The sequence below is a fragment of the Herbaspirillum sp. GW822-FHT03A08 genome (assembly GCF_058801885.1).
In genome coordinates this window covers 243751-257738 of the sequence record NZ_JBXANR010000003.1, presented here as the reverse complement: position 1 = coordinate 257738, position 13988 = coordinate 243751, and the positions used below count along the sequence as shown (strand labels likewise).

The following is a 13988-nucleotide window of genomic DNA, read 5'->3' as shown; positions in this document are numbered from 1 at the left end:
TAGCAACTCCCCCTTTGGGATAGAATTTTATCCTTCTATCCTTTGATTTGAGACGCATAGACGCACAGATGGCAAACAACGACGAGATCAAAGACGACAGCCCGTTTCGAGTACACTCCCGACGGGAAATTGTGTCACTGCTGACCAGCATGATGGAGCGCAATCAGCTGCTGAGTCTGCTCATTAAGGGCGGCTCGGAATCCATTATCACGTCGATTCTGGACATCGATGAAGACGACGACAGCGTTGTCATCGACGCTGCGCCAAGCACCATGCTCAATGAAAGCATCCTGCAAAGCAATCGCATCGGCTTTGAAGCTGTTTACAACAATATCCGCATCACGTTCAACGTCGACAAAGCGCAGAAATGCCTGTACCAGGAACGCCCTGCGCTCAAGATCACCATCCCTAACAGCCTGGTGCGCCTGCAACGCCGCGAATATTTCCGTATTGCGACGCCTATCGCCAAGCCCTTGCGCTGCACTTTCCGCGTAACCCGTGAAGATGGCTCGTTCAGCACGGTTGTGACCTTGCTCAACAACATCAGTGCCGGCGGCGTCGGCATTACCGACGAAAAGAAACTGCTCGACACGACATTGGGCCGTATTTACGAAGACTGTTCGCTGGAAATGACCGACAACACCGTTGTCACCGTCAAGCTGCAGATTCGTGACTGCAAGGAAGTCAAACTGACTTCAGGTAAGACCGTCAACCGCTTCGGTTGTGAGTTCGTCGATATCCCGCGCGCTGTCCTGGCAGCGATCCAACGCTTCATTACGAAGCTGGAACGCGAGCAAAATGCCAAAGCATCCGGCATGATGTAATGATCAGGGCGAGAGACTTTCCACCTCTCCTCGCCCTCCCTCCTCCGCTAGCAGTCATCTCGAAAAAAATCTATTTTTCTAAGGTGATTTTATGAAACTGCTTGCCGCAATTCCCCTGTTTTTAGCATGCGCTTCCCAGTCAGCGTCGGCTGGTGAACCCTTCGTTGTCTCCGGACTTGGAGGACTCGCTGCAGAAGTCGTCAAAAACAAACTCATTCCTGAGTTCGAACAGCAACACGGCGTCAAGATCGCGTATTACCCGGAAAACTCTGCAGAAACGCTGCAGCGCCTGCGCTCCGACAAGACCAATGGCAAAGTGACCGATGTCGCCTTTATGGATGACAGCCTGATGGATCAGGCCGTAGAAGAGAAACTGTGCGCCAGAATCCAGTCCTACCAGCCTCAAAACTTCGACAAAACTGCTTACTTTCCCGAAGCCAGAGCATCCGGCATCGGTATCGTCGCACTCGGCCTCATGTACAACAAGCAGGCGTTTGCCGAACACGGCTGGCCGGCGCCAACCTCCTGGCTGGACCTTGCAGATCCCAAATTTTCGGGCAAAGTTTCCATGGCGTCGCCAAAAAACGGCTATGGCATGACAACCCTGCTGGCGTTGGCCCATGCCAATGGCGGCGTCAACGATGCTGGCATCGATGCCGCATTCTCGACGATCAAAAACAAAATAGCACCGCTAACGCCCGCCTTCGCCAATACACCGGCAAAACTCATGGACATGTTTCGCTCGGGACAAATCGTGATGGTCCCATGGGGCAGCGTTCGCGCGCAGCAATTTGCGACGGAGTCGGGCCTTCCGATTGACATCGCTTATCCTCGTGACGGCATTCCGACGGTCCTGGTGGCTGTCTGCCCCGTTCAGGCATCGCCGCGGCAAGCATTAGCGCAAAAATTCGTTGAGATGGTCTTATCTGTCAGAGTACAGGGCCTCTTTGCCAACGATGCAGGCCTGGCGCCCCTACACAAAGACGTCAGCGTACGCAATCCCAATTTCCTGCCTGTAGGCAAGCGCATGGCGACACCCATTGAGATTGACCAGAAGTATGTCGTCCGCAGCCGCAACACATGGAATCAACGGTGGACCGCTGAAATCGGGCCTCTGGACTGATACTCATCTTCGAAAAAAACCTGGGTACCACACCTTCAATATCGAAACATCACTCCGAAAAACAAAAAAGCTGCCAAAGGCAGCTTTTTCTACATTACAGCGGAAGATGCGGAGAAAAAATCCACCCTCTCAACCAGCCATCTGATCTACACCTGCATTGTCATGATGTCGCGATAAGCTGAAACCAGCTTGTTGCGCACCTGAACACTTGTCTGAAAAGAAATACTCGCCTTTTGCATGGCAATCATCACATCCGACAAGTTGATGTTGTCGTCACCCATGGAGAAACTCTGCGACATCTTGCTTGCCTTGTCCTGAGAAGAACTCACTTCATCCAGGGAGCTCTTCAACACGCTGGCAAAATCAACGCGCGTCGCCGGCTTTTCGCTACCGGTGATGCTATTGATGGGCGCAACATCGCTCTGCGCACCTTGCGCACGGGCAGCAGCAGCCTTCAGCTGCGCCACCATGGCTTCGATTCTGCTAGTATCAATCATGCTGACGGCCAATTTGCACCTCTTCGAATTCAATTCCGCGACAGATGATTGCACACCGCAATCACACTTCCCGCTTCTACAACGGCAGATTACCACGCGATCCTTCGCGACTCGCAACAATAAGCGGGGAAATAGCCATTCTGTTCCATAGATCAAATTTCGGCTCTGGCAGGACAATCCACACTAAGCAAAAAACCTATATGGGTAGGGAAGCAGTGAAGCAAATCATACAAAGCCACAAGCTCGGCGGCACACGCAAGGGGAAATCATGGCGGTAGCAGCCGATGGCACGATGACCAACGACGGCAACACTTCCGCCACTGAAGGCGCGGTTCCTGGCGACGTATCGTCACAGGAGGCGCGGCGCAGCGGCGTCGTCGGTTACGCACAGTCGCCACAAGGACGTCGCGTTCTGCTGATGGTCGCAGCCGCGGCCGTCATCGCACTCATGATCGGCATCTGGATGTGGAGCCAGAAGACCGAATATCGTGTTTTGTTCTCCAACTTCTCTGACCGTGACGGTGGCGCCATTGTTGCCTCGTTGCAGCAGATGAACGTCCCTTACAAGTATTCCGAAGGCGGCAGCGCGATCCTGGTTCCCGAAACCATGGTCCACGATGCCCGCCTGAAACTAGCCGCACAAGGCTTGCCCAAGGGCGGCAATGTCGGCTTTGAGCTGATGGAAAACCAGAAACTCGGGGTTTCCCAGTTCCTGGAGCAAGTCAACTTCCAGCGCGCCCTCGAAGGCGAGCTGGCGCGCTCGATCCAATCTCTTTCCGCTGTGCAAGCCGCGCGTATTCACCTGGCCCTGCCTAAAGCCTCCGTTTTCGTCCGTGATCAGCAAAAGCCGACCGCATCGGTCATCCTGAGCCTGTATCCCGGCCGCATGCTCGACCCGCAACAAGTCAGCGCCATTGTCCACCTGGTAGCCAGCAGCGTTCCTGAACTCTCGCCCAAGGCCGTCACTATCGTCGACCAGAACGGCAATCTGCTCTCCGACACGACCACCAAGCAACCTGGCAACAGCCTGGACCCAACCCAGCTGAAATACGTCCAGGACCTGCAACAAGACATCGTCAAGCGCGTCGAATCGATCATTGCCCCTATCGTCGGCAACGGCAACGTTCGTGCCGAAGCGACGGCTGACGTCGACTTCTCGCGCAGCGAGCAAGCCGCAGAAACCTACAAGCCGAATCAGACAGCGGATACGGCTGCCGTACGCAGCAAGCAAAGCAGCGAATCCCAAAACGGCAGTTCGAGCACCTCCGGCATTCCTGGTGCACTGACCAACCAGCCGCCGGCCCCGGCCACCGCGCCGATCACCAATCCGCCGGTTGCCGGCGCAGCGGCAGGCGCAGCAGGTGCTGCTGCAGCGCAACCAGCGACAACCAACGGCACCTCGCACAAAGACGCGACAATCAACTACGAAGTTGACAAGACCGTCCGCTACGTTCAACAGCCGATGGGCGGCGTCAAGCGGCTGACGGTTGCGGTGGTGGTCAATTACAAGCGTACAGTTGATCAGACCGGCAAGATCGTCATGAAGCCGTTGACCGAAGCCGAACGCAGCCAGATCTCCGATCTGGTCAAAGAGGCAATGGGCTACAACAAGGATCGTGGCGACTCGCTCAATGTTGTCAACACGCAATTCAGTAGCGATGCCGAGCCGGAACTGCCGTTGTGGAAGCAACCGGACATGATTCAGCTGGCCAAGGAAATCGGCAAATACGTCTTGCTGGCTGCAGTCTTGCTCTACCTCTACTTTGGTGTTCTGCGTCCGATCATCTGGAAGATCACCGGCAAGGAAGAGAAAGAAGCCCAGGCCCGCGCCGAAGCCGAAGCCGCCGAAGCTGCCGCTGCTGCTGCCGCCATGTACGACCCGGACAATCCGGACGCCGTGGTCAACCTCTCCGGCGAGGCCGGAGAGCTCGACGAACGCGCCGCTTACAAGGCAAATCTCGAGACCGCCAAGCAATGGGCCAAGAATGATCCTAAACTGGTGGCAAGCATCATTAAGACATGGGTGAACAATGAGTAACGAAGGCGTTGAAAAAGGTGCCATCCTGATGCTCGCTCTGGGCGAGGACGAGGCCGCCGAAGTCATGAAGTACCTGGGACCGCGCGAAGTGCAAAAACTTGGCGCGGCCATGTCGGCCATGAAAAACATCAGCTTCGAAGCCATCAATGAAGTATTGATCGAATTCGTCGGCGAAACCGGCCAGGCGTCTTCGCTCGGCCTCGACTCCGACGAATACATCCGCAGCGTGCTCACCAAGGCGCTGGGCGACGACAAGGCCACTTCCCTGCTCAACCGCATTCTGGGCGGCCGCGACGCCAGCGGTATCGAAAGCCTGAAGTGGATGGACGCGCAGTCGGTCGCCGAACTGATCCGCAACGAACACCCGCAGATCATCGCCACCATCCTGGTTCACCTTGAGCGCTATCACGCCTGCGACATCCTGAATAACTTCACGGAACGCCTGCGTAATGACGTGGTCCTTCGTATTGCAACCCTCGATGGCGTGCAGCCGGCCGCGTTGCGAGAATTGAATGACGTTCTGACAAAACTGCTCACCGGCAACGAAAGCCTGAAGAAGCAGCAAATGGGCGGTATCCGCACTGCCGCGGAAATCCTCAACTTCTTGTCGGGCGAGAACGAGACATCCGTCATGAACAATCTGCGCGCCTACGACGAAGACATGGCGCAGAAGATCATGGACGAAATGTTCGTGTTCGAAAACATCATCGACATCGACGGTCGCGGCATCCAGCTGCTGCTGCGCGAAGTTCAGTCCGAATCGCTCATCGTCGCGCTCAAGGGCGCATCGCAAGGCTTGCGCGACAAGATCTTCGGCAACATGTCGCAGCGTGCTGCGGAAATGATGCGCGAGGACCTGGAATCCAAAGGCCCCGTGCGCCTGTCGGAAGTCGACGCGCAACAAAAGGCCATTCTGCAAATCGTTCGTCGCCTGGCCGACGAAGGCCAGATCGTGCTCGGCGCGAAGGGCGAAGATGCGTTCATCTAAGGTCGCCACGACCGATGCGCGCGGCCTGCCCGGCCGTGCGGCATCGATTGTGACCACCACGCTTTACCGGATCTGAAATGGCATCACGAAACAACATCATTCCCAAAGAACAGATGACGCCGTATCAGCGTTGGGAACTGGCGTCCTTTGACGAAGCAGAGGAATTGCCTCCGCCGGTAGAAGAACAGTTCATCGACGAACCGCCACCGCCGCCGGCACTGACTGCGGAAGAGCTCGACGCCATCCGCGAGCAAGCCCGCCAGGAAGGTTACGCCGAAGGCCAGCAACAAGGATTGCAGGCAGGCCGCCAGGAAGGCTACATGGCAGGCTTGCAACAAGGTCAGCAAGAAGTCAACGAAACCATCCAGCATCTGCGCCAGATCGCCGTTTCCTTCGGCACCGAAGTATCACAATGCAGTGAAAGCATGGCGCCGGAACTGCTCAACCTGGGTCTGGACTTGTCCAAGGCAATGTTGAAAACCGCGCTCAAGGTCAAGCCGGAGTTGATCCTGCCGACCATCAGCGGCGCCATCCATTCCCTGCCCAGCCTGCAATTGCCGGCACTGCTGTATTTGCACCCCGCCGATGCGGCGCTCGCGCGCGAAAGCATGGAAGACGATCTCACCCAGCAAGGCTGGCGTATCGTCGAAGATCCCGAAATAGATCGCGGCGGTTGCCGCATTGAAACCGGCACCAATCAGGTCGACGCCACCATGCAAACACGCTGGCGCCGTATCGCAGAATCGCTCAGCAAGCAACTCGATTGGCTGGAGTAGCAGCATGATCGCACCCGGCAATCCTCATTCACAGGTGCAACGATGAACTCGCCGATGCCCTCCCACTTCAGCCGCTGGCAGGCCTATCTGCATAATTGCAGCGGCCTGGTGGGAATGACTGAGCCAACGCAAATTTCGGGCCGCGTCACGCGCGTGGCCGGTCTCGTCATGGAGGCCGTCGGCCTCAAATTACCGGTCGGCAGTCCCTGCACCGTACCTCTGCCGAATGGCAACCTGATCGAAGCAGAAGTCGTCGGATTCCAGGACGATCGCCTCTTTTTGATGCCGCAAAGCGATGTCGAAGGCATCGTGCCGGGCACCCGCGTCTATCCGGTGGAGCCGGTCAAACCGCCGCCGCGCACCGGCCCCATCGCCTACGTGCGCCGCCTTGACGAACACAGTCGCCGTCTGCCGGTCGGCGACGAATTGCTTGGCCGCGTGCTGGACGGCGCCGGTCGGCCGCTAGACAATCTGGGCCCGCTACATACCGAAAATTCCGCGCCGCTCAATGTCCGCGCCGCCAACCCGCTGGGCCGCGCGCCGATTGTCGATATCCTCGATACCGGCGTACGCGCCATCAACAGCATGCTGACCGTCGGACGCGGTCAGCGCATGGGCTTGTTTGCAGGTTCCGGCGTCGGCAAGAGCGTGTTGCTCGGCATGATGGCGCGCTACACCAGCGCCGACATCATCGTGGTCGGCCTGATCGGTGAACGGGGACGCGAAGTCAAGGAATTCATCGAACACATTCTCGGCGCTGAAGGACTGGCGCGCTCGGTGGTGGTCGCCGCCCCTGCGGATACGCCGCCGCTGATGCGTTTGCAAGGCGCCGCCTATGCCACCGCGATTGCAGAATATTTCCGCGACCAGGGCAAAAACGTCCTGCTGATCATGGATTCGCTGACGCGCTACGCCATGGCCCAGCGTGAAATTGCGCTCGCCATCGGTGAACCGCCTGCGACTAAAGGTTATCCGCCTTCCGTCTTTGCCAAATTGCCGGCGCTGGTCGAACGGGCCGGCAACGGCGACGTCGGCGGCGGCTCGATTACCGCGTTCTATACCGTGCTGACGGAAGGCGACGATCAACAGGATCCGATCGCCGATGCGGCACGTGCGATTCTCGACGGCCACATCGTGCTCAACCGCGTATTGGCGGAAGCCGGACACTATCCCGCGATCGATATCGAACAATCCATCAGCCGCGCCATGCACAGCATTACTTCCATGGAACATCAGCGCGATACGCGCCGGCTGAAACAGTTGTACTCCCGCTATCAACGCAATCGCGACCTCATCAGCGTAGGCGCCTACGCCGCCGGAACCGACCCGGTTCTGGATCAGGCGATCCAGCTTTTGCCGCGAATTGAAGCGTTCTTGCAGCAAGGTATTCCGGAAAGAGCCGGTGTTACCGAGAGCTTGGGGCAACTTACCGCTCTATTCCAGTGATTGAGCACTTAGCCCGGAAAATATAATCAAAGTTACCATGGCTACGACCTCTGCCCTCGAGACGCTGATTGAATTGGCGACCAAAGAAACCGACGAAGCGACAAAGCGCTTGGGACGGGCAGTACGCACGAGCGAAGAAGCACAGCAGAAACTTGTTATTTTGGAACAATATCGTGATGATTACGCTTTGCGCTTTCAGGAAAGCTTATCATCTGGTTTGACGGCGATGAGCTATCGCAATTTTCAGTTGTTCATTGAAAAAATCGACAGCGCCATTTCCGGCCAGCAAGACGTAGTAAGAAATGCGCAGCAACGTGTCGCAGACGCTCGGGCGGCATGGCAGGCATGCGAACGCAAGCGGATGTCGTATGGCACGCTGGCGACACGCGCCAAACAAACTGCGCAGTTGCGCGAAAGTCGACGTGATCAGAAGCAGACGGATGAACATGCTTCGCGTATCACGTTTTACAAACGGTAATAACCGGTAAGAACGGTAAGCAAGGACTGGCGGAAACGATGAACACACAATTGCCGATACTCAACGTCGCAAGCTTGCAGAATTCTGCGCGCCCGGCAACGCAAGCCGATTCGTTCTCGGCCGATGTTCCTTTCAACCAGGTGTTGAACAAGGAAGTCAGCAACCGCAACACCGACAATCAAAGCAAGCCGAATAACGCCACACAGGACAACACGGCCGACGCAACCAAACCTGCGACGCCGACGCCTGCGCCAACCGCGACGTCCAGCGCAGACAGCACAAAGACAGCGTCTACAGACGAAAAGAGCGACGAAGACAAGGCGGCAGCTGACGACCAGAGCACTACCGACGCCGCTTCGGCTCAGATGCTGGCGCTGGTCGCCAATCTGGGCCAGCTCGCTGTCCAACCCGCCGGCAAGAAAACATCCGATGCCGACATGGACGCCCTCGCCAGCCAAAAAGGCGGCAAAAAAGGCATCTCGGTCATCAACGCCAAAGATCAGAAAGATCTGGCCGACCTGCAAAAACAAGACGACGGCAAAGGCAAGACGCTCGACATCTCCAGCATGTCGGACAGCAAGGAAGTCACCGACAGCAAGGACAAGCCGGTCTTTCAGGCTCGTTCAGCGACAGACAAGCCACAAGCTGAATCGCCGGTCAGCACCAAGGCTGTTCAAGCCGACCTGCAGGATGCCGCCAATGCTACGCGTGCTGCCAAGGCAACGCCCGAAGCCGCCATCAAGCCTGTCGAAACAGCGCAGCCTACCGCAGCGACCGTCGTTCCTGCTTTACAGCAGACCCTCACAGTGAGCCAACAAGCAGCTATCGCTGGTCAGGCTGTGGATCGCCTGGCGCCGACAGTCGGCGGCAAGGGCTGGGATCAGGCAGTCGGGCAAAAAGTCCTGTGGATGGCTACCAACGGCACACAAAGCGCATCGCTGACACTGAATCCACCGGATCTGGGTCCGTTGCAAGTTGTTCTGCACGTGACCAACCAGCACGCCGACGCCACGTTCATCACTGCACAGCCGGAAGTCAAGCAGGCGCTTGAAAACGCCATGCCGAAGCTGCGCGAAATGATGGATCAGGCCGGCATCCAGCTGGGCCAGGCAACCGTCAATACCGGCAATCCGAACCAACAGCAAGGCGCCAGTCAGCAACAGGCGCGCAGCACCGGTTCGTCGCACTTTGGCGCCGGCAACGATGACGCCGACGTGAACGTTGCCATTGTTCCCCGCCCGGTTGCAACAGGCGGTCAGGGCCTCGTGGACACATTTGCATAAACAGATAAACCGCGACCAGCTGTCTGGCTGGCCGGGTTAAACAGAATTCAAAAAGAAACAGGTGTCCGGACGCAGCATTCAATATCAGCAGATTCTTGCCGATAGTAATTTTATGTGCACCGTAGGCGCCCACGAAAGGGAAAAATAGATGGCAACAAAAGCAGCAAAACCGGCAGCCAAGGGGGCTGAAGCAGAAGCGCCGGCACCAAAATCGAAAAAGATGCTCTTCATCATTCTGGGGGTTGTCTTGCTGCTGGTCGTCGGCGGCGGCGCGGCCGCCTTCATGATGATGGGCAGCAAAGCCAAGAAAAGCGCAGAAGATCATCCGAAAGAAGAGGCCGCCTCCAAGGTGCCTGTCTTCGTCGTGATCGAACCTTTTGTGGTCAACCTGCAGCAAGAAACCGGCGATCAGTTCCTGCAAGTCGCGTTGACGCTGCAAGTGCCGAGTGCAGAAACTGCGGAAACGCTCAAAGTCTTCATGCCGCAAGTCCGCAGCCGTTTGCTGATGGTCCTGTCGAGCAAAAAAGCGTCAGAATTGATGACCAATGAAGGCAAACGCAACCTGACCGATGAAATCATCGATCAACTGGGTGAACCATTTGCCGGCGGCGGCAAAGGTCCGACAATTACCGACGTGTTTTATACCTCTTTCGTGATTCAACAGCAGTAGCATCATGGCCGAACACTTTCTATCTCAGGAAGAAGTCGATGCACTCCTAAGAGGAGTGACGGGAGACGAAGACGAAGAAAAGGTCGTCGAAGAAGCTCCCGGTACGGTACGCAACTACAATCTTGCAACGCAAGAACGTATTGTGCGCGGCCGTATGCCGACGCTCGAAATCATCAATGAGCGTTTCGCCCGCCTCTTCCGCATCGGCTTGTTCAACTTCATTCACCGTACTGCTGAAATTTCGGTCGGTCCGGTGAAGGTCGCCAAATACAGCGAATTCATCCGCAATCTGGTCGTGCCGACCAACCTGAACCTGGTCCACATCAAGCCGTTCCGCGGCATTGGTCTGGTGGTGTTCGATCCGCAGTTCGTGTTTCTGCTGGTGGACAACATGTTCGGCGGCGACGGCCGCTTCCATACCCGCATTGAAGGTCGTGAATTCACACCGACCGAGCAACGTATCATCATGCGCGTGCTGGAAATCTGTTTTGAAAACTATTCCAAATCGTGGGAACCGATCTACCCGATTGAATTCGAGTACATCCGCTCCGAGCTGAATACGCAGTTCGCCAACATCGCGACCCCGAACGAAGTGGTGGTTTCGACCACCTTCACCGTCGAACTGGGTCCGGTCAGCGGCGAGATTCACATCTGCACACCGTACTCGATGATCGAGCCGGTCCGCGACAAGCTCACCAGCAGCATGCAAGGTGAAGCGCTGGAAGTCGACAAGCGCTGGATCCGACTGATGAAGCAACAGATCCAGACTGCCGAAGTGGAGCTCATCGCCAACTTCGGCACCGCCCGCGTCACATTTACCGACTTGCTGAACATGCAGGTCGGCGATGTCATCCCGCTGCATACCGTAACACCGGTCACTGCGCAGGTTGATGGCGTCCCCGTGATGGAATGCAGCTATGGCAAATTAAACGGTCAATACGCATTACGCGTCGAAAAACTGCTATCCATCACGCAAAACGAAACACCGGAAAGTATTCAAGGAGAGCAGAATGGCTGAAGACAACGTTGACCAAACAGCGGCGGAAGACGATCCGTGGGGCGCCGCGTTGGCCGAACAAACACAGGCTGAAGAAGCACAGAAAAAGACACCTGAAGAAGAAGGCCTCGCCGCCAAGCCGGCTGAAGCAACGATTTTCAAGGATCTCAGTGCTGCCGACCTGCAGACGAACACACCGAACGATATCGACTTCATCCTCGATATCCCGGTGCAACTGACAGTCGAGCTGGGCCGCACCAAGATCGCCATCAAGAACCTGCTGCAACTGGCGCAAGGTTCAGTGGTGGAACTGGACGGCATGGCCGGTGAACCGATGGACGTGCTCGTCAACGGCTGCCTGATCGCCCAGGGCGAAGTGGTGGTCGTGAACGACAAGTTCGGTATCCGCCTGACTGACATCATCACGCCTGCAGAGCGTATTCGCAAACTGAATAGATGAACCGTCGCCTCACTCTGGCTGGTACGTTTTACAGCCTTATCGCAGTCCTGCCGGCAGCGCTCGCTGCCGGTGCGGTTCAGGCGGCTGAGCAACAACCGGCCGCCGCCCTTCCCTCCACGTCTGGCAGCATCTTCACCATGCTATTGGGCCTGATCGCCGTCCTCGCGCTCATGGTCGGTATCGCGTGGCTGTTCAAACGCAGCGGACTGGCACCGAACGCCGGCGGCAATGCGGTAGCAAAAATTATCGGCGGTGTCAGCGTCGGCACGCGCGAGCGCGTTATCGTCGTTGAAGTCGCCGACCAGTGGATCGTGGTCGGTGTTGCTCCCGGACGCGTCAACACCTTGGCCACCATGCCGCGTCAGGAGCATGTTGCTGCGGCAGCGCCAACGGCGTCCGCCAACTTCGCCTCCTGGCTCAAACAAACTATCGATAAGCGTAATGGCAGCAGTTAGAACATTCCTGGCGCGCTCACCTTCCTGGCTGCGCCTGTTGCCGGTCCTGTTGCTTTGCCTGCCCCTTGCGGCGTCGGCACAGGGATTGCCGGCCTTTACCGCAACGCCGTCCGCCGGCGGCGGTCAGACCTACAATCTCAGCATCCAGACGATGCTGTTCCTCACGTCGCTGTCGTTCATTCCGGCCGCCTTGCTGATGATGACCAGCTTCACCCGCATCGTCATCGTGCTGTCGCTGCTGCGCCAGGCGCTCGGCACCCAGTCGACGCCACCGACACAGGTGCTGGTTGGCCTGGCCTTGTTCCTGACGTTGTTCGTCATGGGACCTGTGTTCGACAAGATCTACGTCGATGCTTATCAGCCGTTCTCGGAAAACAAGATTTCCATGATCGATGCGATGGAAAAAGGCGCGAGTCCGCTCAAAGAATTCATGCTCAAGCAAACGCGCCAGTCCGATCTGGCGCTGTACGTCAAGCTGTCGCACAGCCCTGACCTGCAAGGCCCTGAAGACGTGCCGCTGCGTCTGCTGATTCCGGCCTTCATCACCAGCGAACTCAAGACCGCATTCCAGATCAGTTTTGCGATCTTCATTCCCTTCCTGATTATCGACATGGTGGTCGCCAGTATCCTGATGTCGATGGGGATGATGATGATGTCTCCGGCGATTGTGTCGCTGCCTTTCAAGCTGATGCTGTTTGTGCTTGTCGACGGTTGGCAGTTGCTGATCGGCTCGCTGGCGGAAAGTTTTTACTAAGGTTCGATCATGACTCCTGAAAGCGTAATGTCCCTTGGCCGCCATGCCATGGAAATCACCCTGATGATCGCCGCGCCGATGTTGTTGACCGCACTGATCATCGGTCTGCTGGTGAGTATTTTTCAGGCGGCTACACAAATCAATGAAGCCACGCTGTCGTTCATTCCCAAACTGGTCGGCGTGTTCCTGGCGCTGATCATTGCAGGCCCGTGGATGATCAGCGTCATGCTGGATTATATGCGCCTGATGTTCACCGGTATTCCGGCAATGCTGCAGTAACATCGGCGACGATTGCGTGTCACGACGGCAATCCGACAAAACATGATCAACTTCACCAGCGACCAGCTCGCGATCTGGGTTGCCTCCTTTATCTGGCCTCTGACCCGCATCCTCGGGCTGCTCTCGATCGCGCCGCCGTTCGGCAGCGCCAGCGTGCCGATGCTGGTCAAGATTCTGCTGGGCGTCATGATATCGCTGGTCATCGCTCCAGACGTTCCCATACCGCCTGCGCTTGATCCGATGTCGATCATGGGCCTGATGATCCTGCTGCAACAGTTGCTGATCGGCCTTGCCATGGGATTCGCGGTGCGCCTGGTCTTTGCCGCCATCGAAATGGCCGGCGAACTGACCAGTAACACCATGGGCCTGGGCTTCGCCGTGTTCTTCGACCCGCAATCGCAAGGCCGCACTTCTGCCATCAGCCAGTTATTTTCACTACTGGGCACGCTGGTGTTCCTGAGTATCAACGGACATCTGGTCCTCGTTGCGGTGATGGCAGACAGCTTCCATACCCTTCCCATTACAGCAGCGCCGATTACTGCCGAAGGATTCCACTATCTCGCCCTGTCCGGCACACGCATCTTCAGCATGGGTCTGCAGCTGGCCCTGCCAATGCTGGTCGCCTTGCTGATCACCAACGTCGCATTAGGTATCCTCACGCGCGCCGCGCCGCAGCTCAATCTGTTCGGGATCGGCTTCCCCATCACGATGGTGGTCGGCTTCGTGCTCATTGCCGTATGCTTGCCATACATGCTCACGCCGATGCAACATTTCCTCAATGACACCGTTGAAACGGTACGCATGCTGGGCGGTATGGCGACCATTCCGCCCATGCCGAAACGCTGACCGGCTTTTACAGCGAACTTACATCCACTTTACGCATCTTTACAGTTAAGGGGCGCGATCGGAGGCACACTTAC

Annotated in this window: 16 protein-coding genes; 15 read left to right on the top strand and 1 reads right to left on the bottom strand. The window is 57.0% G+C overall.

Annotated features, from left to right (window positions below; translation table 11 throughout):
• Positions 1-68: 68 nt before the first annotated feature.
• Both AC1RN6_RS10360 and AC1RN6_RS10355 read left to right on the top strand, forming a co-directional pair.
• Positions 69-824, top strand: a complete 756-nt coding sequence (locus tag AC1RN6_RS10360) for a flagellar brake protein (RefSeq protein WP_493005120.1) — start codon at positions 69-71, stop codon at positions 822-824.
• 91 nt (positions 825-915) lie between these two features.
• On the top strand, positions 916-1947 hold the full coding sequence (locus tag AC1RN6_RS10355; protein WP_493005118.1) for an extracellular solute-binding protein: 1032 nt from the start codon (positions 916-918) through the stop codon (positions 1945-1947).
• 146 nt (positions 1948-2093) lie between these two features.
• Here AC1RN6_RS10355 and fliE read toward each other — a convergent pair whose 3' ends face one another.
• Positions 2094-2444: a flagellar hook-basal body complex protein FliE gene (fliE, locus tag AC1RN6_RS10350; RefSeq protein ID WP_493005881.1), complete on the bottom strand. Its 351-nt coding sequence runs from the start codon at positions 2442-2444 to the stop codon at positions 2094-2096.
• A 268-nt stretch (positions 2445-2712) separates the two neighbouring features.
• On the opposite strand from fliE, the gene fliF reads away from it, so the two are divergent.
• The 13 genes from fliF to fliR all read left to right on the top strand — a co-directional run bounded on the left by fliF (position 2713) and on the right by fliR (position 13914).
• Positions 2713-4482 (top strand): flagellar basal-body MS-ring/collar protein FliF, encoded by a 1770-nt coding sequence (gene fliF / locus AC1RN6_RS10345; protein ID WP_493005116.1) that lies wholly within the window; start codon positions 2713-2715, stop codon positions 4480-4482.
• Positions 4475-5470 carry a flagellar motor switch protein FliG gene (gene fliG, locus AC1RN6_RS10340; protein WP_007882580.1) on the top strand — a complete coding sequence of 332 codons (996 nt, stop codon included), beginning with the start codon at positions 4475-4477 and terminating at the stop codon, positions 5468-5470. Before fliF ends, fliG begins: the two co-directional genes overlap by 8 nt.
• Before the next feature lie 77 nt (positions 5471-5547).
• Positions 5548-6246: a flagellar assembly protein FliH gene (fliH, locus tag AC1RN6_RS10335; protein ID WP_493005114.1), complete on the top strand. Its 699-nt coding sequence runs from the start codon at positions 5548-5550 to the stop codon at positions 6244-6246.
• Positions 6247-6288: 42 nt separating this feature from the next.
• On the top strand, positions 6289-7692 hold the full coding sequence (gene fliI, locus AC1RN6_RS10330; protein WP_493005112.1) for a flagellar protein export ATPase FliI: 1404 nt from the start codon (positions 6289-6291) through the stop codon (positions 7690-7692).
• Positions 7693-7729: 37 nt separating this feature from the next.
• Positions 7730-8170 carry a flagellar export protein FliJ gene (gene fliJ / locus AC1RN6_RS10325; protein ID WP_050476036.1) on the top strand — a complete coding sequence of 147 codons (441 nt, stop codon included), beginning with the start codon at positions 7730-7732 and terminating at the stop codon, positions 8168-8170.
• 38 nt (positions 8171-8208) lie between these two features.
• Positions 8209-9453, top strand: coding sequence for a flagellar hook-length control protein FliK (locus AC1RN6_RS10320; RefSeq protein WP_493005110.1), 1245 nt, complete (start codon positions 8209-8211; stop codon positions 9451-9453).
• 148 nt (positions 9454-9601) lie between these two features.
• A complete protein-coding gene (gene fliL / locus AC1RN6_RS10315) occupies positions 9602-10123 on the top strand; it encodes a flagellar basal body-associated protein FliL (protein WP_493005108.1) in 522 nt (173 codons plus the stop codon).
• Positions 10124-10127: 4 nt separating this feature from the next.
• On the top strand, positions 10128-11141 hold the full coding sequence (gene fliM / locus AC1RN6_RS10310) for a flagellar motor switch protein FliM (RefSeq protein ID WP_493005107.1): 1014 nt from the start codon (positions 10128-10130) through the stop codon (positions 11139-11141).
• Positions 11134-11580 (top strand): flagellar motor switch protein FliN, encoded by a 447-nt coding sequence (gene fliN / locus AC1RN6_RS10305; RefSeq protein WP_493005106.1) that lies wholly within the window; start codon positions 11134-11136, stop codon positions 11578-11580. Before fliM ends, fliN begins: the two co-directional genes overlap by 8 nt.
• Complete coding sequence (fliO, locus tag AC1RN6_RS10300; RefSeq protein WP_493005104.1) at positions 11577-12035, top strand: flagellar biosynthetic protein FliO; 459 nt, start codon at positions 11577-11579, stop codon at positions 12033-12035. Before fliN ends, fliO begins: the two co-directional genes overlap by 4 nt.
• Positions 12022-12789 (top strand): flagellar type III secretion system pore protein FliP, encoded by a 768-nt coding sequence (fliP, locus tag AC1RN6_RS10295; RefSeq protein WP_493005102.1) that lies wholly within the window; start codon positions 12022-12024, stop codon positions 12787-12789. Before fliO ends, fliP begins: the two co-directional genes overlap by 14 nt.
• A 9-nt stretch (positions 12790-12798) precedes the next feature.
• Complete coding sequence (gene fliQ, locus AC1RN6_RS10290) at positions 12799-13068, top strand: flagellar biosynthesis protein FliQ (RefSeq protein WP_493005100.1); 270 nt, start codon at positions 12799-12801, stop codon at positions 13066-13068.
• Positions 13069-13110: 42 nt separating this feature from the next.
• Entirely contained in the window at positions 13111-13914 is an 804-nt protein-coding gene (gene fliR / locus AC1RN6_RS10285) for a flagellar biosynthetic protein FliR (RefSeq protein ID WP_493005099.1), read from the top strand.
• Positions 13915-13988: the final 74 nt, after the last annotated feature.

Bases quoted from the DNA above. Each gene is read 5' to 3' on its own strand.
- fliM (WP_493005107.1), top strand. From the start codon at position 10,128: ATGGCCGAACACTTTCTATCTCAGGAAGAAGTCGATGCACTCCTAAGA.
- fliI (WP_493005112.1), top strand. From the start codon at position 6,289: ATGAACTCGCCGATGCCCTCCCACTTCAGCCGCTGGCAGGCCTATCTG.
- fliR (WP_493005099.1), top strand. From the start codon at position 13,111: ATGATCAACTTCACCAGCGACCAGCTCGCGATCTGGGTTGCCTCCTTT.
- fliE (WP_493005881.1), bottom strand. From the start codon at position 2,444: ATGATTGATACTAGCAGAATCGAAGCCATGGTGGCGCAGCTGAAGGCT.
- AC1RN6_RS10320 (WP_493005110.1), top strand. From the start codon at position 8,209: ATGAACACACAATTGCCGATACTCAACGTCGCAAGCTTGCAGAATTCT.
- fliJ (WP_050476036.1), top strand. From the start codon at position 7,730: ATGGCTACGACCTCTGCCCTCGAGACGCTGATTGAATTGGCGACCAAA.
- fliN (WP_493005106.1), top strand. From the start codon at position 11,134: ATGGCTGAAGACAACGTTGACCAAACAGCGGCGGAAGACGATCCGTGG.
- fliH (WP_493005114.1), top strand. From the start codon at position 5,548: ATGGCATCACGAAACAACATCATTCCCAAAGAACAGATGACGCCGTAT.
- fliP (WP_493005102.1), top strand. From the start codon at position 12,022: ATGGCAGCAGTTAGAACATTCCTGGCGCGCTCACCTTCCTGGCTGCGC.
- AC1RN6_RS10355 (WP_493005118.1), top strand. From the start codon at position 916: ATGAAACTGCTTGCCGCAATTCCCCTGTTTTTAGCATGCGCTTCCCAG.
- fliQ (WP_493005100.1), top strand. From the start codon at position 12,799: ATGACTCCTGAAAGCGTAATGTCCCTTGGCCGCCATGCCATGGAAATC.
- fliO (WP_493005104.1), top strand. From the start codon at position 11,577: ATGAACCGTCGCCTCACTCTGGCTGGTACGTTTTACAGCCTTATCGCA.
- AC1RN6_RS10360 (WP_493005120.1), top strand. From the start codon at position 69: ATGGCAAACAACGACGAGATCAAAGACGACAGCCCGTTTCGAGTACAC.
- fliF (WP_493005116.1), top strand. From the start codon at position 2,713: ATGGCGGTAGCAGCCGATGGCACGATGACCAACGACGGCAACACTTCC.
- fliL (WP_493005108.1), top strand. From the start codon at position 9,602: ATGGCAACAAAAGCAGCAAAACCGGCAGCCAAGGGGGCTGAAGCAGAA.
- fliG (WP_007882580.1), top strand. From the start codon at position 4,475: ATGAGTAACGAAGGCGTTGAAAAAGGTGCCATCCTGATGCTCGCTCTG.